Source organism: Variovorax gracilis, from assembly GCF_030317115.1.
GTDB lineage: Bacteria > Pseudomonadota > Gammaproteobacteria > Burkholderiales > Burkholderiaceae_C > Variovorax > Variovorax gracilis.
The window spans coordinates 204158-227897 of record NZ_JASZYF010000003.1 but is presented as its reverse complement, the minus strand read 5'-3'; the positions used below and the strand labels follow the sequence as shown (position 1 = coordinate 227897).

The following is a 23740-nucleotide window of genomic DNA, read 5'->3' as shown; positions in this document are numbered from 1 at the left end:
ATACAACGTTACATCATCGCGAACTGCCGCCCGCGCGGCAAGGAGGCTCATGGCGCGGCCACCGGTTCGGGCCGTGGCACGGCGGCCAGCAGCGCCTGGGTGTAGGGGTGCTTCGCGTGCGCGAAAAGTTGCTGCGGCGCACCGCGCTCGACCACCAGGCCGCGGTGCAGCACGCAGACTGCATCGCACAGATGGTTCACCACCGCGAGGTCATGACTGATCAGCAGGTAGCTGATGCCGAACTGCTGTTGCAGGTCCTGCATCAGGTTGAGCACCTGGGCCTGGACGGAGACGTCGAGCGCGCTCACCGGCTCGTCGGCCACGATGAGCCTGGGTCGCGTGATCAGCGCACGTGCGATCGCGATGCGCTGCCGCTGGCCGCCGGAGAACTCGTGCGGGTACTTGTGCAGGTCGCTGGTGCGCAGGCCCACGGCGGCGAGTGACTCGCCGGCACGCTCGCGCTGCTCCGCGCGGCTGGTCTCGGCGAGCGCTTCGAGGGGCTCGGCAACGATGCGCGCCACTGTCTGGCGCGGGTCGAGCGAGCCGTAGGGGTCCTGGAACACCATCTGCACATCGCGCCGCGCCGCACGCAACTGGTCCTTGGGCAGTGCGTGCAGATCGCGGCCAAGCAGCTTCACGCTGCCCGAGGTCGGCCGGTCGAGTGCCATCACCAGCCGCGCGATGGTCGACTTGCCCGAGCCCGATTCGCCGACGATGCCCAGGCTCTGGCCCGGGCGAATGCCGAAGCTCACGCCGTTGAGCGCCTTGACCATCGGCGGCGGGCTGAACAGGCGCTCGCGCGGCAGGGTGTAGTGGCGCACGAGGTCGGTGACTTCAAGCAGCGCGGCGGAATGCGGGTCGGGATCGAAGCGGTCCGTCATGCGTCCGCTCCTTCCTCGGCGGCAATCTCGTCGAGTCGGATGCAGCGCACGTGGTGGTCATGCGGCAGCGGGACGGGAGGCGGTCGCGTCGCAAGGCAGGCGTCGACCGTGTAGCCGCAGCGCCCCGCAAACGGACATCCGGCAGGCAGGTCCACCAACTCGGGCACGCTGCCCTGGATCGTCGCGAGCTTCACACCGCGCGGTGCGCCCAGCGCTGGCCGGGCAGCGAACAGGCCTTGGGTGTACGGATGGGCACGCTCGGCAAAGACCGTGGCGGTCGGGCCGCTCTCGACCACGCTGCCGCCGTACATCACGAGCATCTTCGAGACGCTCTGCGCGATCACGCCGAGATCGTGCGAAATCAGGATCAACGCCATGCCGCGCTCCGCGACCAGCCCGCGGATGAGTTCGAGGATCTGCTTCTGGATCGTGACGTCGAGCGCGGTGGTCGGTTCGTCGGCAATCAGCAGGTCCGGTCCGCAGGCCAGTGCCATCGCGATGCCGATGCGCTGGCGCTGGCCGCCGGAAAACTGATGCGGATAGGCGTCGAGACGCGATGCGGCGTCGGGGATGCCGACACGTTCGAGCAGCGCCAGAGCCTCCTTGCGGGCCTCGGCATTTGACAGGCCGCGGTGCAGCCGCAGCGGCTCGCCCACCTGTCGCGAGATCGTGTGGACCGGGTTCAGCGCCGTCATGGGCTCCTGGAAGATCATGCCTATCCGGTTGCCGCGCATTTCGCACATGTCGCGTTCGGGCAGGCCGACCAACTCGGTGCCGTCGAAGCGGATGCTGCCCGTCACCTTGGCGCTGGACGGCAGCAGCCCCATCAGCGATTGCACCGTGATCGACTTGCCGCAACCGGATTCGCCGACGATGCCGAGCGTCTCGCCGCGCTCCAGCGTGAAGCCGATGCCCCGCACCGCTTCGGCCGGGCCGCGCTGCGTCTGCAGCTGGACGTGGAGATTGTTGACTTCGAGAAGAGGCATGTCGGGGTTCAGCGTGCGCGTGCGAGGCGCGGGTCCAGAAGGTCTCGCAGGCCATCGCCGAGCAGGTTGAGGCCGAGCACGGCGAATGCGATGGCCATGCCCGGAAACACTGCAAGCAAGGGCGCCTGGAACATCATGGTCTGCGCCTCGCTGAGCATTCGGCCCCACGACGGTTGAGGCGGCTGCGTGCCGAGCCCGAGGTAGGAGAGGGCCGCTTCGGCCAGGATCGCCACCGCAAAGCGGATCGTTATCTGCACGATCAGCACCGCCGAGATGTTCGGCAGCACGTGCTGCATCGTGATCGCGAACGAGCCCTTGCCGCAGGCGCGCGCGGCGGCGATGTACTCGCGCGACCAGATCGCATTGGCCGATGCACGCGTGATGCGCGCGAAGGTCGGGATGTTGTAGATGCCGATCGCGATGATCGCGTTGACGATGCCCGCGCCGAACACCGCCGTCATCATGATCGCCGAGAGGATCGCGGGAAAGGCCATCGAGAAGTCGGTGAAGCGCATGATCGCTTCTTCCACCCATCCGCGCCTGGCCGCGGCGAGCAGGCCGAGCGCCGTACCGACCGTGAGGCCGATGCCGACCGCGATCACCCCGACCAGGATGGACGCGCGCGCGCCGACCAGCAGCAGCGATGCCACGTCGCGCCCGAAGGTGTCGGTGCCCAGCCAGTGCGCGGCGCTGGGCCGCTGCAGCTTGCTGGCCAGGTCCATTTCGTAAGGCGACCAGGGCGTCCAGACGAGGGACACCGACGCGGCCAGCAGCAACAGCAAGGTGAGAGCTGCGCCGATCGCAAAGCTGCGGTGATGCAATGCTCGACGCCAGAAGCCCGGCACCTTGAAGGCAGCCGCGCTCGGGACGCCGACCGGAAGGGCGCTCATGGCGCCCGCCGCCGGGCCGCCCCAGGGCGAGCCGGGCTTCCCCCTCGGGGGGTGGAGCTGCGCGCAGCGAAGCGAAGTGAAAAGCCGGGGGGACTCATATATCGGATGCTTTTATGCGCGGGTCGATCACTGCGTAGAGCACGTCGACGATGAAGTTGACGATGACGACCATCGCGGCCAGCAGCATCACACAATTGCGCACCACGATCAGGTCGCGGTTGCTGATGGCCTGGAAGATCAGCCGGCCGAGGCCGGGCAGATAGAACACGTTCTCGACCACGATCGTGCCGGCGAGCAGTTCGGAGAACTGCATGCCCATCACCGTGATGACCGGGATCAGCGCATTGCGCAGCACGTGGCGCCAGAGCACCGCGCGCTGCGACACGCCCTTGGCGCGAGCGGTGCGGACGAAGTCCTCGCGCATCACCTCGAGCACCGCCGAGCGCGTGATGCGCGCGAGGATGGCGGCCTGCACCACCGCGAGCGAAAGTGCGGGCAGCAGCAATGCCTTCAGGCCCGGGAGGATGCCTTCGTCCCACCCCTCGAAGCCGCCGGCCGAGAACCATTGCAGTTGCACCGAGAAGACGAGGATCAGGAGGATCGCGAACCAGAAGTTGGGGATGGCGATGCCCACCTGCGTCAGTCCCATCAGGCCGACGTCCCCGAGCTTGTTGTGGCGGGCCGCGGCGGTGACGCCGACCACCAGCGCCAGCAGCGTCGTGAAGGTCATGGCGAGCAATGCCAGCGGCACGGTCAGCGCGAGCCGCTCGAGGATCAAGTCGAGCACCGGCGAGCTGTAGGCATAGCTGTCGCCGAGCTGGCCGGTCAGCAGGCCGCCGATCCAGTGCCAGTAGCGGGTCCATGCCGGCTGGTCGAGTCCGAGCTTGGTGGCAAGGGCCGCCACGGCGTCTGGCGATGCGTCCGGGCCCATGAGCATCTGCGCGGCGTTGCCGGGCAGGATCTCGAGCACCAGGAAAACGATGACGGAGGCGCCGATCAGGGTGGCGATCAGCGTCACGAGGCGTTTGAAGAGAAACAGGCTCATGGGGCGGGGCGCAGCATAACCCGATTGACGCAACGACCATGCCCGGGAACGCGTGGCCCCCTGTGGGGGCTTCGGCCGGCATGACGCGGCCCGGAGGCGGGCCGATCGATAATGCGGGCATGGCCCTCATGATCACCGACGAATGCATCAACTGCGATGTGTGCGAGCCGGAGTGCCCCAACGACGCGATCTATATGGGCGTGGAGATCTACGAGATCGACCCGCACAAGTGCACCGAATGCGTTGGCCACTTCGACGAGCCGCAGTGCGTTCAGGTGTGCCCGGTTGCCTGCATTCCGACCCATCCGGAGCACGTCGAGACGCGCGAGACGCTGTGGCAGAAGTTCGAGCGGCTGACGGCTGCGAAGCAGGCAGCACAGGGCGGCGCGGCCGACAGCGCTCCGCCGGCCACGGCATCCGCATCCTAGTTTTCCGCCGCTGACCTGGAGGCCCTCTTCTTCGGCGGCGATGCCGGGTCTTGCCTGCTGACATAGACCGGGTCCTTCGGTCTCTTCTTCATCTTGTACACGGCGTTCGCATCCCGGTGCGTTGGCGTTGCCATTCTTGGCTGTGGCTTGTTGTCGATGAACGAGGCCTGCCTGCGGGCACTGACCGATTCCAGATGCAGGCGCTCGCGCTCCAGGCGGTCGGCCGCCATGCGTGCGTCGCGCGTGGTCCGGTCGGCTTCGCGCCTTTGATCGGCAGTGCGCGCGTCTTGGAACTTCAGCGCCCTGCCGCCCTCGCAGGGACGGTCGGTGTAGGAGTTTCCGCAGCGCCAGGTTCCGCTGCTGCCCTCCGCGGCGAGGGCATCCCATTGAAGGCATGCCGCCGCCAGCAAGATGGCGCTCCTTGCGGCGATTCGCGTGTGTGACAGTCTCATTTCTTGTAGCTCCCTTTTCTTCTCTCTCTCTCTTCCGCTAGCCCGCGGCGGGTGCGTCCCCCTCGCCGGGCTCGCGCCTCGGTGGTTTGGGTCGCGGCGGCTTGCTCGTGTGAATGAGCAAAGTCGCCTTGTCCATCTCGCCGGCCAACAGCGCCGGGAAGGCGTGCAAAGTGCGGGTGATCGCATCGTCGATCGCCTCGCGTTGTTCCTTGAGAGGCTTCTTCAGCACCCAGCTGACGACCTCCGACTTCACGCCCGGGTGGCCGATGCCCAGGCGCAGGCGCCAGTACTCCGCCGTGCCGAGTTGGGCGTGGATGTCGCGCAAGCCGTTGTGGCCCGCGTGGCTGCCGCCGAGCTTCAGCTTGGCCTGGCCCGGAACCACGTCGAGTTCATCGTGCGCCACCAGGATTTCCTGGGGCTCGATCTTGAAGAAGCGCGCCAGCGCCGCGACCGACTTGCCCGAGAGGTTCATGAAGGTCTGGGGCTCGAGCAGCCACAAGGGCTTGCCGCCGACCTGCGTGCGTGCCACCAGCCCGTGGTAGGAGCGCTCCGGCGAGAGGGTGAGCTTGAGATCGCGCGCGAGCGCGTCGATCCACCAGAAGCCTGCGTTGTGCCGCGTCGCTTCGTATTCCGGGCCTGGATTTCCGAGGCCCACAAACAACTTGATCATGGATGAATGATATTGCTCGTGATTTGCTGCTCGCCCCAGGCTTCCCGCACTTCGTGTCGGCCCCAATGAAAACGGCCCGCACTGGGCGGGCCGTTCTGGCTGGGCGAAGCTGCTTACTTCTTCTTCGCGGGGGCCTTGGCGTCAGCCTTGGCTGCGGGTGCAGCACCCTCGGCGGGAGCGCCTTCGGCTGCAGCCGTTTCTTCGGCGACCAGCGGGGACACGGCCGACACGACAACGGGGTTGCCCTTGCCGTGGCTCACGTACTTCAGGCCCTTGGGGAGCTTGATGTCGTTGACGTGGACGGTGGCGTTCTTGGTCAGGCCCGAGAGGTCGACTTCGATGAACTCGGGAAGGTCGGCCGGCAGGCAGCTGACTTCGAGTTCGTTCATCACGTGGTTCACGAGGTTGTGGTCGAGCTTGACCGCCGTGGACTCTTCCTCACCCTTGAAGTGCAGGGGCACCTTGACGGTCATGCGGGTGCGGGCGTCGACGCGTTGGAAGTCGATGTGCTGCACGAGCTGACGGAACGGGTGGTATTGCACGTCGCGCAGCAGCACCTTGGTGGTGTTGCCGGCGAGTTCCATTTCGAGGATGGACGAGTGGAAGGCTTCCTTCTTGAGGGCGTGCCACAGCGCGTTGTGATCGATCTCGATCAGCTGGGGTTGGCCTTCGCCACCGTAGACGATACCGGGCGTCTTGCCCGAGATGCGGAGACGGCGGCTCGCACCCGTGCCCTGCTTTGCGCGCTCAAAAGCGACGAATTTCATGACTGGCTCCTGTGGAAGTCGACCGCGACCAGTGCGACTCCGGTTTCAAAATGGGCTCCCCGAAGGAAGCCCGGCTTTTTGCTCGGAAGGCGAACCTCAGAAGAGGTTTTCCTGGTCCGAGAACAAACTCATGACCGACTCGCCCTTGGCGATGCGCTGGATCGTCTCGGCGATCAGCGGTGCCACGGAGAGTTGGCGGATCTTTCCGCATCCCTTGGCGCCGGCGCTCAGGGGGATCGTGTCGGTCACGACCACCTCGTCGAGTGCCGAGCCCTGCGCGATCCGCTCGATGGCGGGGCCCGAAAAGATCGGGTGCGTGCAATAGGCGTACACCTTCTTGGCGCCGCGTTCCTTCAGCACTTCGGCGGCTTTGACCAGCGTGCCGGCCGTGTCGATCATGTCGTCCATGATCACGCAGTTGCGGCCGTCGATCTCGCCGATGACGTGCATGACTTCGCTCACGTTGGCGCGCGGACGGCGCTTGTCGATGATCGCGAGGTCGCAATTCAGTTGCTTGGCCAGCGCCCGGGCACGAACCACGCCGCCCACGTCGGGCGATACCACGATCAGGTCTTCGTAGTTCTTCTGGCGCAGGTCGCCCAGCAGCACCGGCGACGCGTAGATGTTGTCGACGGGAATGTCGAAGAAACCCTGGATCTGGTCGGCGTGCAGGTCCATCGTCAGCACGCGGGCCACTCCCACCGTTTCGAGAAGATTGGCAACCACCTTGGCGGAGATCGGCACCCGGCTCGACCGGGGGCGGCGATCCTGGCGCGCATAGCCGAAATAGGGGATCACGGCACTGATGCGCTCGGCCGAAGCGCGCTTGAGCGCGTCGACCATGATGAGCAGTTCCATCAGGTTTTCGTTGGTCGGCGCGCAGGTCGACTGGACGACGAACACATCGCGTGCCCGGACGTTCTGGTTGATCTCGACGGTGACTTCGCCATCGGAAAAACGACCGACACGGGCTGCACCGAGCGAAGTGCCCAGGTGCTGCGAAATTTCCGCGGCAAGGCCAGGATTGGCATTGCCGGTGAAAACCATGAAATCAGGGTTGTGAGCAGCCTGCATGAGCGTCCCGGCAAAGTGCATCCGGCAATGCGAAATGGCTCTGGAGGGAGCCGCCAAAAATCTCTTGAATGAAGATTTGGCAGGGGAGAAAGGATTCGAACCTTTGCATGCTGGAATCAAAATCCAGTGCCTTAACCAGCTTGGCGACTCCCCTACACGGGTCGATGGCCAATGCCATCCACCGATATATGTCGCATCAGACCGCAGAGCGCTCTGATTATCTAGACCGCCCAGCCCACGAGGGGATGAACGGCCAGGTTGCTGCACTTGCGAACCTGCCAGCCCTGAGGGGCATCGGCCAATTCAGCTTCGTGCGGCATTGTCGCAAACACCGAACTACCTGAACCGGTCATGCGGGCATTGAATCCTTGGTGACCGAGCCATTCGATGGCTTCGGTGACCGAGGGGCAGAGCCGCTGGGCAACCGGCTGCAGGTCGTTATGACCGAAGTCAAAGCGAAAACCTGAAACTTCCGCTTCGCTGTGTGCAGCAAAGCCCGAGATTATAGCAGCAGGAGTTGAGCGTTGGAGGTCCGGTGCTGCAAAAATCATTCGGGTATCGAGTCCGGCCGGTGGCTTCACGACCGCGAAGGCGCCGGCGGGCAGGGTGATGGGCGTGATTTTCTCGCCGATTCCCTCGACCCAGGCGTTGTGTCCGCGCAAGAAGAAGGGAACGTCTGCACCGAGCTCGAGGCCGATTTCCTCGAGTTTCTGCAGCGGCAGATCCAGGCCCCACAGCCGATTCAGCGCCAGGAGACAGGTCGCAGCGTCGGAAGAGCCGCCGCCCATGCCCGCCTGGGCAGGCACGTGCTTGGCGATCCCGATGTGAGCGCCCTGGCCTGTCCGCGCATGGCCTTGCAGCGCCTTGGCGGCGCGCACGATCAGATCGTCGTCGGGGAGTTCTGTCGTCAGGTCCTCGCGAGAGATGACGCCGTCGTCGCGCCGTTCGACGTGCAGCGTGTCGCACCAGTCGATCAGCATGAACACCGACTGCAGCAGGTGATACCCATCCGCTCGCCGGCCCGTGATGTGCAGAAACAGGTTGAGCTTGGCCGGAGCGGGAAGATCGTAGATTGCCTTCATGCGCGCTCGAACACGATGCGCAGGTCGGCTCGCGGCTCGGGCGACTCGCGGGTCGCCTGCAACCGTCCGGTGCCGACCTGGGAAAGATCCGGACGCCAGCCCGGCACGCGTTCGTCGCGTCCGGCGAGCCACGCGAACAGGGCGCCGACCGGGATGGCGGCGCCCGTCGCAGCCTCGATCAGCGCATCGACCGAATCGAAGCGCCGTGTTTCGCTGCCGTTCTTGAGCAATGCTTCCCCGGGCGCCCAGTGGAGCTGCGCGAGAGTGCTGCCGATCGGGCTGGTGAGGGTGAGGTCGCCGGCCTGCGGTGCGCCGCGCAGTTCGAAGAGTGCCGAAAAGGTCTGGACCGGCTGGCTGTCGACGCGCAGCGAAAGCCGGCCGCTCCAGGCTTCGATGGTGCTGCCGCCGGCCGGTCGCGCCGGACCGCCAGGGCTGGCGCAGCCGGCGGCCAGCAATGCGCCGGCACAGCCGGCCGTCAGCACCAGGCGTCGATTCAAAGCTTCACGCGCAGGCGCTTGAGCGTTTCCTGCAGCGTCTCGTTGTCTGCATCGGCCAGGGACGCTTCCTTCCAGACGGTCATCGCGCGGTCGCGTTGGCCGACCGCCCACAACACCTCGCCCAGATGCGCGCCGATTTCAGGATCGGGACGGCGCTTGTAGGCATCCTCGAGGATGCGCATTGCTTCCCCGGTGTTGCCGAGCCGGAATTCGACCCAGCCCAGGCTGTCGGCGATGAACGGGTCGTCCGGCGCGAGCTGCACTGCCTTCTGGATCAAGGTGCGGGCTTCCTCCAGCCGCACCTTGCGATCGGCGAACGAATAGCCGAGCGCGTTGTAGGCGTTCTGGTTGTCCGGCTTGAGCTCGATGAGGCGGCGCAGCAGGCGCTCCATTTCATCGAGGCGATTGAGCTTCTCCGCGACCATGGCCTGGTCGTAGATCAAGTCGGTGTCGGCGGGCGCTGCCAGGCTGGCTTGTGCCAGCATGTCGAAGGCCGCCTGGTACTGCTTCGCGTCGCGCAGGAGCTGCACTTCGGCCAGGAACTTCTGCTTCTTTTCATCCGCGGTGCGGTCGGGCAGGCTGCGCACGAGTTCGCGCGCCTGAGGCAGCTTGCCTTGCCGAGCGAGCAGCGCGGCGCGGCGCACCTGGGCGACGACCAGGTCGTCGGTGTTGTCGATGCGTGCCAGCCAGCCGTCGGCACCCGCGTAGTCCTTCTTGCGTTCCGACAACTGCGCCATCAGCAGATAGGCCTGTGTGAGCCCGCGCTCCTGCGCCTCCGGGTCGCGTTGCGAGCTGGCGAGCGACATGTAGCGCCTGAGCGACGCCTCGGCTGCCGCGTCCTGGCGGGCCTGCACCTGCAGGCTGCCCAGCAGCAGCCAGGGCTCGGGCAGCTCGGGGCGGGCCGCGGTGAGCGACGCCAGTTCGGAGGTCGCTTCCGCGTAGCGGCGTCCTTCGACCAGCACCCGCGCGTAGGCCATGCGCATTTCGGGCTGGGCTTTCGGGCCGGCGAGGTAGCGCTTGACGATCGGTTCCGCCAAGGGTTGGCTGGGGTCCATCAACTCCAGTGCGAGCAAGGCCGGGCCGTCCGACGAGGGGTCCAGCTCCTGACCCTTGATGGCGGCATCGAGGGCTCCGGCAGTGTCGCCTGCCGCCAGCCGGAGACGGCCGACCGTACCCCAGGCGGCGCCGCCGGTGGCGGGGCTCTTCAGTTCTTCGGAAAGCGCCTGTTCGACGACCGACGCCGCCAGCTTCTTGTCGGTGGCCCGGGCGTAGTTCCGCGCGATCACCGCCATGAGAAAAGGTCGCTCGACCTGTGGCGTGGCGGCCACTTCGGCGCGCAGGGGTTCGACCGTGTCGCCGATGCGGTTCAGCGCGATCAGGATCTGCAGCTCGAAGCGCCGTGCTTCGCGGGAATTCGGCACGCTCTCCTTCCACGCGCGGGCCGCAGCCAGCGCGGCATCGCCGGAGCGCGATTGCAGCGCGATCTCGACGGCGCGCTGGAAGAGCTTGCTGTCACGGGAACGTCGAGCGGCATCCAGCACGAGGCCGTAACCTGCGCCGGGGTCGCCCGAACGCGCGGTGAGTTCACCCATGAGCACTTCATAGAAGAGCTCTGCCGTCATGGCGGAGGGTTGCGCTTCGGACTTGTCCGTGCCGCTGGAAGCTGCGGCCGGGGTCACGGCGGGCTCGGCGGGTTCGATGATGGGGGCCGGGCTGGTGGGGGCTGCGGGCGCGGGCGGTTCAGTCTGTGCCTGGGCGGCAAGCCCCGTCAGAGCCAGGAACGCGGCCGCCGCAAGGCGGGATCGGCGGAGCGGGAAGGTCATCGAACCATAATAATCCAAGGCTTTTGCAAGATGGCCGCGTGGGGCTTCGGCGCCGGCGAGTTTTCGTGTCAGCCTTCTCCCATGCCCGAACTCCCCGAAGTCGAAGTCACCCGTCGTGGTTTTGCCGATCGCATCGCCGGAGCCCGCATCGACGCGGTGCGCGTGGGCAAGCCCTTGCGGTGGGCGCTCGCCGTGGAACCGGGCGTGCTCGTCGGTCGCACGGTGCAGGCGGTCCGGCGCCGCGGCAAGTACCTGCTGGTCGACCTGGATGCGGGGCTGCTGCTCATGCATCTCGGCATGTCGGGTAGCCTGCGTTTCGACGCCGCATTGCCGGCGCCGGCAGCGCACGACCATTTCGACCTGGTCACCAGCCGTGGCACCTTGCGTTTGAACGATCCGCGTCGCTTCGGCGCGGTGGTCTACGTGGAGGACGAGGCTTCGCCGCTGGCGATCAAGCTGCTGGGCGGGCTGGGCATGGAACCGCTGGGCGACGCCTTCGATCTGGACGCCTTCCACGCGGGGCTGCGGCGGCGCACGGCGCCCATCAAGCAGGTGCTGCTGGCAGGCGACGTCGTGGTGGGGGTGGGCAACATCTACGCATCCGAAGCGCTCTTTCTTGCGGGCATTCGCCCCACGCTGTCCGCCTCGCGCATCAGCCGGCCCCGGGCCGCTCGCCTGCATGCGGCGGTGCGCGACATCCTGGCGCGGGCGGTCGAGCGTGGAGGCACCACCCTGCGCGATTTCTCGAACATCGATGGACAACGTGGTTACTTCCAGTTGGAAGCAACGGTCTATGGCCGCGCCGGAGAGCCCTGTAGAGTGTGCGCAACCCCCATTCGGCAAGTTCGCCAGGGGCAACGTTCCACATATTTCTGCCCAAACTGCCAAAAGTACTGAATCTCATCGGGGCGAATGACGCCTCCAGAGCCATGCCGATGCTATATTTTGTAAACCGCTCTTACATTTAGCCCATTGACCGCCTCTTTCAACCAGCAGTTCGACCAGCATGGTGCTTGGCGGCGCAACTTTGCGCACCGCCTGAAGTGGCTTTCGCACTGGCTGAATGAGAACGAACTGCTGAACCAGAGCGTTGCAGAGCGCCTGCGCGACGTCGAATCGCAGCTGCGCACCAGCAAGGTCATGGTCGCTTTCGTCGCCGAGTTCTCGCGCGGCAAGTCCGAGCTGATCAATGCGATCTTCTTTGCCGGGTATGGCCGCCGCATCATGCCGGCGAGCGCGGGGCGCACGACGATGTGCCCGACCGAGCTGGGCTACGACCCCGCCCATCCGCCCAGCCTGCGCCTGCTGCCGATCGAAACCCGGCTCGAACCTCACTCGCTGACACATTGGCGCGACGAGCCTGAACGCTGGACCGAGATCGAGATCGACGTCGAGAACGCGGAGCATCTCTCGCAGACGATGAGCAAAGTCGCCGAGGTGCGGTGGGTCCCGATGGACGAGGCCCGCGCGCTGGGCTTCTGGAGCGACGACGCGCCTGACGACAACCCGGTTCCCGACTCTGACGGCCGCGTCGAGATTCCCCGCTGGCGCCATGCGGTGCTGAACATGCCGCATCCCTTGCTCGAACAGGGCCTGGTGATTCTCGACACGCCGGGCCTCAACGCGATCGGCGCCGAGCCCGAACTGACGGTGAGCCTGATCCCGCAGGCCCATGCCGTGGTGTTCATCCTGGGCGCCGACACCGGCGTGACGCGATCCGATCTCTCGATCTGGCGCGAGCACCTCGTGACCGAGGGCGATGTCAGCGAAACCCGCATCGTGGTGCTGAACAAGATCGACACCATGTGGGACATCCTGAGCACGCCGGCGCAAGTCGATGCGCAGATCCAGCGCCAGCGCAAGGGCGCCGCCGAGTTGCTCGGCGTGCCGCTGTCGCAGGTGCTGCCGGTTTCCGCGCAGAAGGGGTTGCAGGCCAAGATCCGCCGCGATGTCCCGCTGCTGCAGGCCAGCCGCCTTCCCGCGCTCGAAGCCGTGCTCGGCGAAGGTCTGCTCGGCAAGCGCGAGACCATGCTCCGGCTTGCCGTGGATGCCGGCATCGCGTCCCTGCGGACCGAGGCGGCGCGCATTCTCAACGTCCGCCAGCGTGACCTGTCCGAGCAGGCGCTCGAATTGCAGGGCCTGCGTGGCAAGAATGGTTCGGTCATCCGGCACATGCGAACGCGCATCGAGCAGGAGCAGACCGAATTCGAAGGCAGCAACACCCGCATCCTGGCCTTGAGGTCGGTGCAGGGAAAGTTGCTGCGCGAGGTGTACGCGGTGCTCGGCAGCACAGCGCTCAAGGCGGACATGGGGCACCTCGCGGCGGCCCTGAAGCGCCGCGGCATCAAATTCAACGTGCGCAAGGTGTACGGCGAAACCTTCGACGCGCTGCGCAACAACCTGCGCGAGGTCCAGGCGACGACCGCCGAGATCCAGTCGATGCTGCACGCGACCTTCCGCCAGCTCAATGCGGAGCACGGCTTTACCTTGCAGGCGCCGGCCGAGCCCGATCTGTCGGGGTTCGAGCAGCAACTGACGCAGATCGAGCGCAGTCATGTCCACTATCTTGGCGTCGGCAACCTGCTGAAGCTGGCGCAGCCGGATTTCTGCGACAAGCTGGTGCGCGCGCTGGCGAGCCGGCTTCGGGTGGTCAACGAGGCTGCCATGACCGAGGTCGAGCGCTGGAGCAAGGGTGCGGGTGCCCAGCTCGACGCGCAACTCAAGGAGCGGCGCCGTACCTTCACCAAGCGGATCGAAGCGGTTGAACGCATCCAGGGTGCTGCGGGCAATCTCGACGAGCGGCTGGCCGAACTCGCCGCGCAAGAGGCCAATCTTGCCGAGCTGCATCGGCGCCTGGGCGAATTGACATCGGCGCTCGCGAGCAACGAGGCGCCGAATGCCTCTGCAGCTCGCAGTGAACTCAGTGCAGCATGAGGCTCTCCCCCAGGTTGGCTCACTTCGTGTAGCCGCCCACCCCCTCACCGGGGGCCATACCTGTGGCCCGGCAAGGCCGGTTCCTCGGTATTTCTGGTCTTGAGCGGGACGGTTTCAGCTCGCGCGCTGGTGTTGGCGCCGGTTTTTGCGGCGCGCATCGTTGCGTGGCAGCAAAGTCACGGGCGCAGTGAGCTGCCTTGGCAGAACACGCAGGATCCTTATCGGGTCTGGCTCTCGGAGGTGATGCTCCAGCAGACCCAGGTCACTACCGTGCTGGGCTACTTCGCACGATTCCTCGATCGCTTTCCGACGGTGCTGGACCTTGCCGCCGGCACCGAGGATGAAGTCTTCGCGCTGTGGAGCGGACTGGGCTACTACAGCCGTGCGCGAAACATGCACCGCTGCGCGCAAGAGGTTGTAGCGCGCTTTGGTGGGGAGTTTCCGCGCACTGCGGCTGAGCTCCAGACCTTGCCGGGCATCGGCCGGTCGACCGCCGCGGCGATCGCTGCTTTCTGCTTCGGGGAGCGGGTGGCGATCCTCGATGGCAACGTGAAACGCGTGCTCACGCGAGTGCTGGGCTTCGATGGCGATCTGTCTTCCACCGCGCAGGAGCGTGCCTTGTGGAACGAGGCGACCGAACTCTTGCCGCCGGCGACGCAGCGCAAGGCGATTGCGCGGTACACGCAAGGGCAGATGGACCTGGGCGCAACCGTCTGCCTGCCGCGAAAGCCGAGTTGCATCATCTGCCCGGTCAACGACTTGTGCACCGCGCGGCAGGAGGGTGCGCCGGAGAAGTACCCGGTCAAGACGCGAAAGCTGCGGCGCAGCGCCCATTCGTTGTGGATGCTGCAGGCGCGCGACGCCAGCGGCCGTGTGTGGCTTGAAAAGCGTCCGTCGCGGGGTATTTGGGCCGGCCTCTACTGCCTGCCCATCTTCGAGACCCGGGAGAGCTTGCTGGAAGTGCTGGAGCCAGATGATCGCGAGATCGCTCGCGATGACGCGGCATTTCTTCACGTGCTCACGCACAAGGATCTTCATCTTCACCCGGTATCCGTCGTCTGCCAGGGCGAGCGGTCGCTGGGCGAAGCCGGTGGATGGTTTGACGGCGACCAGTGGCCGGCGCTCGGCCTGCCCGCGCCGGTGCGCAAACTGCTGGCAAACGGCGGCTGAAGCCACCGCCGGGCGGCCGTCAAACCCCGTCGAGTTCGCGATGTCGCTTGAGGGCGGCCCACTTCGCACCGAATCCGCGGGCCAGTTGCTCCACCAGGAACACCGAGCGGTGCTGACCGCCGGTGCAACCGATGGCCACGGTCACGTAGCTGCGGTGGTCCCGCGCCAACGCGTCGAGCCATCGACCGAGAAACTGTTCGATGTCGGCGTACATGCGGGCGACGTCGTCATGCTCTCGCAGCCACTCGATCACCGGCGCGTCACGGCCGGTCAGGGGCCGCAACTCGGAGACGTAATGGGGGTTTGGCAGCATCCGCACGTCGAACACATAGTCGGCATCCAACGGCACGCCGCGCTTGAACGCGAAGGACTCGAAGACCAGCGTGAGGGCACTCTCCGGAGCGGAAATCAGCGCCTTGACGTAGCTCTGCAACTGCGCGGGACGGATGATGCTCGTGTCGATGACATCGGCACCGTCGCGCAGGTCAGCGAGCAATTCCCGTTCGAGCTCGATGGCCTGGACCAGCACCCGCTGCTGCTCGGGCGCATCGGTGCGGCCTTCGTGCCGTGACAAGGGGTGGCGGCGCCGTGTTTCGGAATAGCGGCGGACCAGCGCATCGGTGGTCGAGTCGAGAAAGAGCGAGCGCAACGAAACACCTTCGCGCCGCAGCCCTTCAAGCTGCTGCGGAACGAGCGGCAGCGAGACGCCGCTTCGCACGTCCATCGCGATCGCCACGCGCTTGGCGTGTTGCTGCTGCTGCAGCGCCACGAAGGGGGCCAGAAGTTCCGGCGGCAGGTTGTCCACGCAGTAGTAGCCTGCGTCTTCCAGTGCGTGAAGGGCCACGGACTTTCCGGACCCGGACATGCCGGTGATCAGCACCAGCTCCAGGTTCATGACGAGGTCTCCGGCGTCTTGGCGCCCAGCATTTCTCGCGCATGCGCCAGCGAGGTGGCGGACACACGTTCGCCGCCCAGCATGCGTGCGATTTCCTGGGTGCGGCCTTCGCCTTCCAGGACCGAGACGCCGCTTTCGGTGCGAGGCCCTGCCTGGCCCTTGACTGTGGTCTGCCGCTTGGCGACCACGAGGTGGTGATCCGCGCAGGCAGCCACTTGCGGCAGGTGGGTGACAGCCAGGACTTGCCGGTCACGGCCGAGCTGTTTCATGAGGCGGCCCACGGTCTCGGCCACCGCGCCGCCGACGCCCGCATCGACCTCGTCGAATATCAGGGTTTGTGCCGCACCGAGTTCGCTCGTGGTGACGGCGATGGCGAGCGCGATGCGCGACAACTCGCCACCCGACGCCACCTTGCCGATCGAACGCGGCGTGCTCCCCGTGTGTCCGGCGACCAGGAAGGCAATGTCTTCGAGGCCGGAGCGGCTGGGCTGTGCCAGCGGTTGAAGCTCCACTTCGAAACGGCCGCCCTTCATGCCGAGTTCCTGCATGGCCTGGGTCACGGCCTGGGCGAGCCGCGGCGCAGCCTGCTTGCGTGCCTTGCCGAGTGCCTTGGCTTCCTTCAGGTAGGCCTGCTGCGTAGCTTGCTCCGCGCGCTCCAGTGCGTCGAGATCGCTCTGGGCGTCCAGCGCTCGCAGCTCCGTCTGCCAACCGGACAGCAGCGCCGGCAGTTCCGCGGGCGGTCGCCGGTACCGGCGGGCCAGGGACATCCACAGACCCATGCGCTCGTCGAGTTCGGCGAGCTTTTCCGGGTCGGTGTCGGCTTGACGGAGGTAGCTGTGCAGCGAGTGCGCTGCGTCGGAGGCCTGGGCCACGCTCGAGGCCAGCACTTCGCCGAGTGCCTTGAATTCGGGCTCGATGTGCTCGCAGTTCTGCAGCAGCGTGACGGCGCGGCTCAGCGCGGCCAGCGCGCCGTTGTCGTCATCTTCGAGAGCGGTGCTGGCGCCTTCGGCTGCGTCGATGAGCGCCTGGGCGTTGGAGATGCGCGTGTGGGCGGACGACAGTTCGTCCCACTCGCCCTCTCCGGGCGCCAGCTTCATCACCTCAGCCACTTGCCATTGGAGGCGTTCGCGTTCTCGTTGCAGGGAGTCCTGGGCGGAGCGGGCAGTTTCCAGCAGCGAGATCGCTTGTCGCCAGGCCTGCCAGGCGCTGTCGAGCGTGGTGGTGCTCGCGCCGGCATAGGCGTCGAGCAGACCACGCACGGCTTCAGGCCGCGTAAGGCTCTGCCATGCGTGCTGACCGTGGATGTCGAGCAGGCGCTCGCCGAGCTCGCGCAATTGCGTCGCTGTGGCGGGGCTGCCGTTGATCCAGCCGCGACTGCGGCCCTGGAGGTCCACGGTGCGGCGCAGCAACAGTGCGTCGCCGGATTCGAAGCCGCCTTCGTCCAGCCAGCTGGCCAGTGTCGGGTCGGCGTCGAATTCGGCGCTCACGTCCAGCCGCTCGGCGCCCTCGCGCACGGAGCCGGCGTCGGCCCGATTGCCCAGCGCCAGTTGCAGCGCGTCGATCAGGATGGATTTACCCGCCCCGGTCTCGCCCGTGAGGACAGTGAAACCCGTCGAGAGATCGAGCTCGAGTGCGCGCACGATCACGAAATCGCGCAAGGCGATGCGGCGCAATGCCATTTTCAGGAACCTCCTTCGTTCCAGTGCAGTTTCTTGCGCAGAGTGTCGAAATAGCTCCAGCCCCTGGGGTGCAGGAATCGCACCCGGTATTCCGAGCGGCGCACCACGACCCGGTCGCCGATCGCCAGCGATGCGAGCGATTGCATGTCGAAATTGGCGCTGGCGTCGCGCCCACCCACCAGTTCGATCGAGACTTCGTCCTCGTCCGGCAACAGGATGGGGCGGTTGGAGAGCGTGTGCGGGGCGATCGGCACCAGCACCCATCCCGGCACCGCGGGATGCAGCAACGGCCCGCCGGCCGAAAGTGCGTAGGCCGTCGACCCGGTGGGCGAGGCGATGATCATCCCGTCGGCGCGCTGGTTGGCCACGAAATGGCGACCGACCGTGACGCGCAACTCGACCATCCCCGAGGTGGCGCCGCGGTTGACGACCACATCGTTCATCGCAAGCGCGTCGAAGACCGATACGCCGTCGCGAATCACCTGGGCGTGCATGAGGCTGCGGTGGTCTTCCTCGTACTCGCCGGACAGCATCGGGATCAGCGTCGCCTGGTAGTTGTCCAGCGAGATGTCGGTAATGAAGCCGAGCCGCCCCCGGTTGATGCCGATCAGCGGAACGCCGTACGGGGCGAGCTGCCGTCCGATGCCGAGCATGGTGCCGTCGCCCCCGACCACGAGGCCGAGGTCGCATTCCTCGCCGATTTCCTCGACCGTCAGCGCCTTGTACGGGCCGACCTCGACGGCGGCGCCTTGCGACTGCTCCACAAACACCGTGCAGCCCTGTGCTTCCAGAAACGCGCCGATGCCTTCCATGACGTCGTCATGCGCATCGCATTGCGCCCGGGCACCGGAAGCCTGGTATTTACCTATGAGGGCGACGTGCCGAAAGCGAGGGGCCATCTACAAATTACAACATTAAAATCGTCCGATGCTGGACGACCGCGCCAAGTTGCTGCTAAAGACCCTCGTCGAGCGATATATCGCCGAAGGGCAACCTGTCGGCTCGCGCACCCTGTCTCGTGCATCGGGGCTGGATCTTTCCCCGGCGACCATTCGCAATGTGATGTCCGACCTCGAAGGCCTGGGCCTCATCGCGAGCCCCCATACGTCCGCGGGCCGCATTCCGACGGCGCGCGGCTATCGGCTCTTCGTCGACACCATGCTGACCGCGCAGCGCGAGCAGTTCTCCACGCCGAGCCTTGCGCCCGACCAGCCGCAGAAGGTGATCGCGAACGCCGCGAACCTGCTGTCCAACCTGTCGCAATTCGTTGGCGTCGTGATGGCGCCGCGCCGCGCGTCGGTGTTCAGGCAGATCGAATTCCTGCGATTGTCCGACCGTCGACTGCTCGTGATCATCGTTTCGCCTGACGGCGATGTGCAGAACAGGGTGATCTTCCCGGAGGCGGACTACTCGCAGTCGCAACTTGTCGAGGCGTCGAACTACATCAACACCCACTATGCCGGCCTGTCGATCGAGCAGGTGCGCGACCGCCTCCAGTCGGAGGTCGAGCAGCTGCGCGGCGAGATCGCGGCGTTGATGCAGGCTGCGGTCCAGGTGAGCTCCGAAGTGCTCACCGAGGCGCAGGACGAAGTGGTGATCGCCGGCGAGCGCAACCTGCTGGCCGTGACCGATTTTTCCAGCGACATGAGCCATCTGCGCCGCGCGTTCGAGTTGTTCGAGCAGAAGGCGCAACTGATGCGCCTGCTCGACGTGTCGAGCCAGGCGGAGGGCGTGCGCATCTTCATCGGCGGCGAGAGCCAGGTCGTGCCCTTCGACGATCTGTCGATCGTGAGCGCGAACTACGAGGTCGACGGGCAGGTGGTCGGAACGCTCGGCGTCATCGGCCCCACGCGCATGCCGTACGAGCGGATGATCCAGATCGTCGACATCACGTCGAAGCTGGTCACCAACGCCTTGAGTCACCGGAAATAGGATGCGGTCGCAGGCCCCACTAGAATCCGTGCCGCGTGGGCCGTTAGCTCAGTTGGTTAGAGCAGCGGACTCATAATCCGTTGGTCGCTGGTTCAAGCCCAGCACGGCCTACCACCGAACATGGGGTTAGCAGGCGAATGCCTGCTAACCCTTTTTCTTTTTGCGGAGCATGGTCTTCATCCCCCCTCAGGTCCAATCACCTTGACGCCAACTGGCCGACTCGTCAGTATCCGCGGTGGCAAAAAAGTAGGCCTAAACGCCTCTAATAAATTCTTGAGGAGGGCGATTGAGCACTCGTACCCATGCCAAGGCGCGCAAGACGCCCGGGCAAGCGACAGCGCGCACGGCCGCGTCAGTTTCTGCTTCCAGTCCCGCCGTGCGGGTGACCATCGTCGGCGGCGGATGTGCCGGCCTGTCGACCGCATGGCAACTCCTCAAATTGAATGAGGAGCGAGCGAAGCTCCTCGATTCAGACAACCCACGCGAACGGCGGACTGCGCAGGAATGGCCGGAGTACGCCATCACCGTCTACGAGTCGAGTTGGCACCTGGGCGGCAAGGGCGCGTCGCGGCGCGACGAGCACGGCCGGATCCTGGAGCATGGCCTGCACGTCTGGCTCGGCTTCTACGAGAACGCCTTCAAGTTGATGCGCGAGTGCTATGCGCAAGTCGAGGGTGAAGGCTGGGGGCCCGACGCCCCGGCCGGCCAACGACTGACCCATGGCCGTTTCGACGACGCCTTCGCCCCCGAGCCGCACATCGGCGTGGCGAGCCGGCATGGAGGTGCGTGGGAGACATGGACGGGGTTTCTTCCGCCCATGAAGGGGCAGCCCGGTGAACGCCTCGACACGGCCACCAACCCTTTCAGCATGTGGGGCTACCTGGCCCGCGCGCTGGCGCTCGCCAAGGCGCTGATGCAGAGCGTGCTGGCGCCTTCCCACACCGATCCCCACAGCGAGCGCTCCGGCCCGCGCGCGCGTTCCGCGCTGGACGAGGCGGTCGAACTCGACTTCTCCTTCGATCCGAGTTCATCGCCAGAGGTGCTGGTCGAACGATTCGCAGTCCTGGCGCGGGCGGTGCTGCTGACGTCGGCCGCGGGTGTGCTGCAGGCAGCCTCGTTCCTGGAAAGCTGGCTGCGCGAGAACAACCCGGCGCCGCAGATCGCCTCGTCGATGCTCAAGTTCATCGAGGCTCTGGCGACCAATGTCCGTCGCCAGTTGCAGGATCTGGTGATGGTCGACGAGGAGTTGCGTCGCAAGACCGAGATCCTCAATCTGCTGATGACGATCCTGATCGGCCTCTACCGTGATCGCGTCTTCTTCGACGCGCGGGGGCTCGACGCGATCGACGGAATCGACTACCGCGATTGGCTGCAGAAGCACGGCGCGACGACCGGCGCAGTGGACTCGCCGCTCGTGTGGGGCATCTACGACCTCGTGTTTGCCTATCGAGACGGCGACCATCGCAAGCCCTCGCTGTCGGCTGCGCAGGCCCTGCGTGGTGCGGCGCGCATGTTCTTCACCTACCGCGGCTCCATGTTCTGGCGCCTCCAGTCGGGAATGGGCGACGCGGTTTTCGCGCCGCTGTACCGGGCGCTGAAGAAGCGGGGCGTCGAGTTCAAATTCCTTCATCGGCTGGTGGACATCGAATTCGACTTCCGTCAGCGCCAGCCCAGCATCACGAAACTGCGCTTCGAGACGGATCGCGATGTGGCGCTGCTCAACGAGCCGGATCGCTCGCCTCTCGACGAGCAGGGCTGCTGGCCGGAAGATGCGAGCAAGTGCTTTGGTCCAGAGGGTGCAGGGAAATCCAAAGCCGGGAAGGCCCGAAGCAAACGCCAGTTCGACGCGACAGCCGGAGTCGATTTCGAAGTGGCCGTGATTGCCGTCGGCAAGGATGATTTTGTTGCCGCGTGCGAGGCAGCCCGGGATGACACCGCCAGGTCCTATCTGTTCAAGGAACTGCCAGCGTGGGAGTTGATGCGCCAGCGCGTGGCAACCGTCGGAACGCGCTCCGCGCAGGTCTGGATGTCGCACGACGTCGAGGCGCTCGGATGGGATCGCGGGCCGGTCATCGTCGCGGGACTGGATGTACCTCATCGCGATGACAAGAAGAAGGGCTCCCGGCGCTACGAGACCTGGGCCGACATGACGCACACCCTCGCCGCAGAGCGTGCGTATCGCGTGCGGCAGGACGGCGCGGTTCACGGCGCGGATGTGATCCGGTCGATCTCCTATTTCTGCGGCGTACTGCCGGACGACAAGCTTCGCAAGACGCTGGAGCGCACGGATGACGCGCATGGCGAACTGGGTGCGTTTCTCAAGGAGCGGATGCGAACCTTGTGGCCGAAGGCGTTCACGGGCGGCCGGACTCCCCTCGAGTTGCTTGTGGCGGCCAATGGCAAGGAGAAGGGTGCCGGATACCTGCGCGACCAGTACGTCGTCGACAACCGCGTCGGAAGCGCGAGGTATACGCAATCCCTTCCGGGCAGCGGCACCGTCCGCATCTCGCCGCTCGACCCCTGGTTCGCCAACATGACGGTGGCGGGCGACTGGACGGATTGCGGATTCAACGGCGGCTGCGTCGAGGCCGCCGTGATGTCGGGCAGGCTTGCCGCGCACGCGATCAGTGGTCGCGTGGATCTCAACCAAATCGTCGGATACCACCACCCATGAGCACGGTCTGGAAACGACCGACCCTGTCGGTGACGAAACCCAATCGCAACTTCGGCGGCATCTACCGCAGCGCAGAGGGCGAGAACGCAGGCAAGACGATCGGCGGCGTACCGCTGCAGACGGCGTCCGATGCGGTCGTCGCGGCGGTGGAACTTGGCTACAAGGTGGCCGATGCGCAACTGGGCCGGGGCCGCCGCCTGGCGAAGCAGCTTGGCGGCGCGGCACAGCGCGCCGGCGTGCACAGCGCGGCCCAGCCGATCGACGCGACCGAGCGGCTTCTGTCGCGAGCCATGCTTCTGATGCTCGAATGGTTCGAAGGCGCGGCGAGTGATCCGCAAGGCCCGCTGCGCCGTCTCGCACGGGCCGAACTCGATGCCGTAGTGTCCGCGTTCGGGCTCGCCAAAGGAGGCGGGGGACGGGAAGCCAAGACTGCCCACACGCATGCGCCTTCGCCGGCTCCGGCGAGCGCGGCCCCAACGCGGCCCAGCGCGCCCCGCAACTCGCCCAGCCTCGGTGTGCGTCATGCGCCGGGTACGGCCACCCGGTTGGTCCGGGTGACCGAGACCGAATGGTCGGGCCCGTCAGCCGAGGCTCGAACGCGCCTGACCTTCCATCACGCAACGACGCCGACCGCGCCCGTCCTGGGTGCATGGCTGGTGCGACGCGCGGGCGCGGCGGAACTGGTGGTCGAAACCGAAGCCAGCCATCCGCCCGGCGTGTGGCGCGCCGCCGTGTGCGATGCCGAAGGCATGCAGATCGGCCACGTCGAGATCGGGCTCTGACATGGCCACTGCGTTTCGAGAGCGTCCGGTGTTCGAACAGGTCGACGACAGCCTCGTGCAGGAGGTGCTCGACGAATACGGCGCGCGCGTTCGCAGCCAACTCAAGCGCTGGCTGCCGGCCGTGGCGCCGCGCAACTACCTCGACGAATTGCTCGCCGACTACCCGCGGCGCGGCGGCAAGATGCTGCGACCCTGCATCTGCCTGGCGACGGCGCGGATCTTCGGTGCCGACCTCGAGGACGCCGTGGCCTCCGCGGTGTCGATCGAGCTGCTGCACAACGCGCTGCTGATTCACGACGACATCGAGGATGAGAGCGACCAGCGCCGGGGGTCGCCGACATTGCATGCATTGCATGGCGTGCCCCTCGCGCTGAACGCGGGGGACGCGCTCGGCCTGCTCAGCCTCGCGCCGCTGAAGGCCAACTTCGAGCGCCTGGGAACATCGCTTGCGCTGCGCATCTTCGAGGAGACCGAACGCACCGCATGGGCCAGCGCCGAGGGACAGGCGCTGGAACTGGGATGGCAGCGCGAGTCGCGGCTGGACGTGAGCGAGGAAGACTATCTGACGATGGTGCTTCTCAAGACGTGCTGGCTGGCCTTCATCCATCCGCTGCGCGTCGGCTGCCTGATCGGCTCGCGCGGCCGCTACGACGTCGACCGGCTGGTGCGACTGGGCAATTTCATCGGCGCCGCGTTCCAGATCCAGGATGACTTGCTGAATCTCGACAGCGGCGCCAGCTACGGCAAGGAGGCGGACGGCGACCTGCGCGAAGGCAAGCGAACGCTGATGGTCATCCACGCCCTGGCGCATGCCGCGCCGGCGGCCCGGGCACGTCTGGAGCGATTCTTCAAGCTGCCCCGCGAGAAGCGCACCGGGGCCGAGATCCGTTGGGTCCACGCCCTCATCGATCGTTGCGGCTCCATGGACCATGCGCGTGGTGTAGCGGCCGGTTTGGCCGGCGCGGCGCTGTGCGAATTCGAACGCTGCTTTTCCGACCTGGCGCCGAGCCGCGACCTGAGCTTCCTGCGTGCGATGCCGACCTGGGTCCTACAACGCGTCCGTTGAATCCGACACCGCA

At 66.2% G+C, this 23740-nt stretch carries 22 protein-coding genes and 2 tRNA genes; 9 read left to right on the top strand and 15 right to left on the bottom strand.

The features are described from left to right. Nucleotides 1–47: 47 nt before the first annotated feature. The 4 genes from QTH97_RS08940 to QTH97_RS08925 all read right to left on the bottom strand — a co-directional run bounded on the left by QTH97_RS08940 (nucleotide 48) and on the right by QTH97_RS08925 (nucleotide 3802). The gene (locus QTH97_RS08940; RefSeq protein WP_286567772.1) at nucleotides 48–881 is read right to left on the bottom strand and encodes an ATP-binding cassette domain-containing protein; all 834 of its coding nucleotides are present in this window, start codon (nucleotides 879–881) and stop codon (nucleotides 48–50) included. Then, on the bottom strand, nucleotides 878–1867 hold the full coding sequence (locus tag QTH97_RS08935; protein WP_286567771.1) for an ABC transporter ATP-binding protein: 990 nt from the start codon (nucleotides 1865–1867) through the stop codon (nucleotides 878–880). The genes QTH97_RS08940 and QTH97_RS08935 overlap by 4 nt, the downstream gene beginning before the upstream one ends. Before the next feature lie 8 nt (nucleotides 1868–1875). Then, nucleotides 1876–2757 (bottom strand): ABC transporter permease, encoded by an 882-nt coding sequence (locus tag QTH97_RS08930; RefSeq protein ID WP_286567770.1) that lies wholly within the window; start codon nucleotides 2755–2757, stop codon nucleotides 1876–1878. Nucleotides 2758–2851: 94 nt separating this feature from the next. Further along, on the bottom strand, nucleotides 2852–3802 hold the full coding sequence (locus QTH97_RS08925; RefSeq protein ID WP_286567769.1) for an ABC transporter permease: 951 nt from the start codon (nucleotides 3800–3802) through the stop codon (nucleotides 2852–2854). 119 nt (nucleotides 3803–3921) lie between these two features. Between QTH97_RS08925 and QTH97_RS08920 the strand changes: the two genes are divergently transcribed. Further along, nucleotides 3922–4230 carry a YfhL family 4Fe-4S dicluster ferredoxin gene (locus tag QTH97_RS08920; RefSeq protein ID WP_286567768.1) on the top strand — a complete coding sequence of 103 codons (309 nt, stop codon included), beginning with the start codon at nucleotides 3922–3924 and terminating at the stop codon, nucleotides 4228–4230. On the opposite strand, the gene QTH97_RS08915 is transcribed toward QTH97_RS08920, so the two are convergent. From QTH97_RS08915 to QTH97_RS08880, 8 genes are all read right to left on the bottom strand, one after another. Further along, entirely contained in the window at nucleotides 4227–4682 is a 456-nt protein-coding gene (locus QTH97_RS08915) for a hypothetical protein (RefSeq protein WP_286567767.1), read from the bottom strand. The genes QTH97_RS08920 and QTH97_RS08915 overlap by 4 nt on opposite strands. 37 nt (nucleotides 4683–4719) lie before the next feature. Then, complete coding sequence (pth, locus tag QTH97_RS08910; RefSeq protein WP_286567766.1) at nucleotides 4720–5352, bottom strand: aminoacyl-tRNA hydrolase; 633 nt, start codon at nucleotides 5350–5352, stop codon at nucleotides 4720–4722. Between the two features lie 113 nt (nucleotides 5353–5465). Beyond that, nucleotides 5466–6119 (bottom strand): 50S ribosomal protein L25/general stress protein Ctc, encoded by a 654-nt coding sequence (locus QTH97_RS08905; RefSeq protein ID WP_286567765.1) that lies wholly within the window; start codon nucleotides 6117–6119, stop codon nucleotides 5466–5468. Between the two features lie 96 nt (nucleotides 6120–6215). After that, nucleotides 6216–7193 (bottom strand): ribose-phosphate pyrophosphokinase, encoded by a 978-nt coding sequence (locus tag QTH97_RS08900; protein ID WP_286567764.1) that lies wholly within the window; start codon nucleotides 7191–7193, stop codon nucleotides 6216–6218. Between the two features lie 77 nt (nucleotides 7194–7270). After that, nucleotides 7271–7347: transfer RNA gene (locus QTH97_RS08895), tRNA-Gln, on the bottom strand. Between the two features lie 67 nt (nucleotides 7348–7414). Beyond that, the gene (ispE, locus tag QTH97_RS08890) at nucleotides 7415–8275 is read right to left on the bottom strand and encodes a 4-(cytidine 5'-diphospho)-2-C-methyl-D-erythritol kinase (protein WP_286567763.1); all 861 of its coding nucleotides are present in this window, start codon (nucleotides 8273–8275) and stop codon (nucleotides 7415–7417) included. Continuing rightward, nucleotides 8272–8772 (bottom strand): lipoprotein insertase outer membrane protein LolB, encoded by a 501-nt coding sequence (locus QTH97_RS08885; RefSeq protein ID WP_286567762.1) that lies wholly within the window; start codon nucleotides 8770–8772, stop codon nucleotides 8272–8274. The genes ispE and QTH97_RS08885 overlap by 4 nt, the downstream gene beginning before the upstream one ends. After that, nucleotides 8769–10595 (bottom strand): tetratricopeptide repeat protein, encoded by a 1827-nt coding sequence (locus QTH97_RS08880; protein ID WP_286567761.1) that lies wholly within the window; start codon nucleotides 10593–10595, stop codon nucleotides 8769–8771. Before QTH97_RS08880 ends, QTH97_RS08885 begins: the two co-directional genes overlap by 4 nt. Nucleotides 10596–10676: 81 nt before the next feature. On the opposite strand from QTH97_RS08880, the gene mutM reads away from it, so the two are divergent. The 3 genes from mutM (at nucleotide 10677) to mutY (ending at nucleotide 14699) form a co-directional block, all read left to right on the top strand. Beyond that, nucleotides 10677–11492 (top strand): bifunctional DNA-formamidopyrimidine glycosylase/DNA-(apurinic or apyrimidinic site) lyase, encoded by an 816-nt coding sequence (gene mutM, locus QTH97_RS08875; RefSeq protein WP_286567760.1) that lies wholly within the window; start codon nucleotides 10677–10679, stop codon nucleotides 11490–11492. Between the two features lie 75 nt (nucleotides 11493–11567). After that, nucleotides 11568–13529 carry a dynamin family protein gene (locus QTH97_RS08870; RefSeq protein WP_286567759.1) on the top strand — a complete coding sequence of 654 codons (1962 nt, stop codon included), beginning with the start codon at nucleotides 11568–11570 and terminating at the stop codon, nucleotides 13527–13529. A gap of 132 nt (nucleotides 13530–13661) precedes the next feature. Then, the gene (gene mutY / locus QTH97_RS08865) at nucleotides 13662–14699 is read left to right on the top strand and encodes an A/G-specific adenine glycosylase (protein ID WP_286567957.1); all 1038 of its coding nucleotides are present in this window, start codon (nucleotides 13662–13664) and stop codon (nucleotides 14697–14699) included. Nucleotides 14700–14718: 19 nt separating this feature from the next. Here mutY and rapZ read toward each other — a convergent pair whose 3' ends face one another. The 3 genes from rapZ to QTH97_RS08850 are packed head-to-tail and all read right to left on the bottom strand — an operon-like array spanning nucleotide 14719 to nucleotide 18172. Then, entirely contained in the window at nucleotides 14719–15594 is an 876-nt protein-coding gene (gene rapZ / locus QTH97_RS08860) for an RNase adapter RapZ (RefSeq protein ID WP_286567758.1), read from the bottom strand. Next, complete coding sequence (gene recN, locus QTH97_RS08855) at nucleotides 15591–17273, bottom strand: DNA repair protein RecN (protein WP_286567757.1); 1683 nt, start codon at nucleotides 17271–17273, stop codon at nucleotides 15591–15593. The genes rapZ and recN overlap by 4 nt, the downstream gene beginning before the upstream one ends. 2 nt (nucleotides 17274–17275) lie before the next feature. Then, the gene (locus QTH97_RS08850; protein ID WP_286567756.1) at nucleotides 17276–18172 is read right to left on the bottom strand and encodes an NAD kinase; all 897 of its coding nucleotides are present in this window, start codon (nucleotides 18170–18172) and stop codon (nucleotides 17276–17278) included. A 28-nt stretch (nucleotides 18173–18200) separates the two neighbouring features. On the opposite strand from QTH97_RS08850, the gene hrcA reads away from it, so the two are divergent. The 5 genes from hrcA (at nucleotide 18201) to QTH97_RS08825 (ending at nucleotide 23727) form a co-directional block, all read left to right on the top strand. Further along, complete coding sequence (hrcA, locus tag QTH97_RS08845; RefSeq protein WP_286567755.1) at nucleotides 18201–19205, top strand: heat-inducible transcriptional repressor HrcA; 1005 nt, start codon at nucleotides 18201–18203, stop codon at nucleotides 19203–19205. 37 nt (nucleotides 19206–19242) lie between these two features. Further along, nucleotides 19243–19319: transfer RNA gene (locus tag QTH97_RS08840), tRNA-Ile, on the top strand. A gap of 172 nt (nucleotides 19320–19491) precedes the next feature. Beyond that, complete coding sequence (locus tag QTH97_RS08835) at nucleotides 19492–21879, top strand: FAD-dependent oxidoreductase (RefSeq protein ID WP_286567754.1); 2388 nt, start codon at nucleotides 19492–19494, stop codon at nucleotides 21877–21879. Next, the gene (locus tag QTH97_RS08830) at nucleotides 21876–22661 is read left to right on the top strand and encodes a hypothetical protein (protein ID WP_286567753.1); all 786 of its coding nucleotides are present in this window, start codon (nucleotides 21876–21878) and stop codon (nucleotides 22659–22661) included. Before QTH97_RS08835 ends, QTH97_RS08830 begins: the two co-directional genes overlap by 4 nt. A 1-nt stretch (nucleotide 22662) precedes the next feature. Then, nucleotides 22663–23727 carry a polyprenyl synthetase family protein gene (locus QTH97_RS08825; RefSeq protein ID WP_286567752.1) on the top strand — a complete coding sequence of 355 codons (1065 nt, stop codon included), beginning with the start codon at nucleotides 22663–22665 and terminating at the stop codon, nucleotides 23725–23727. Nucleotides 23728–23740 lie beyond the last annotated feature (13 nt).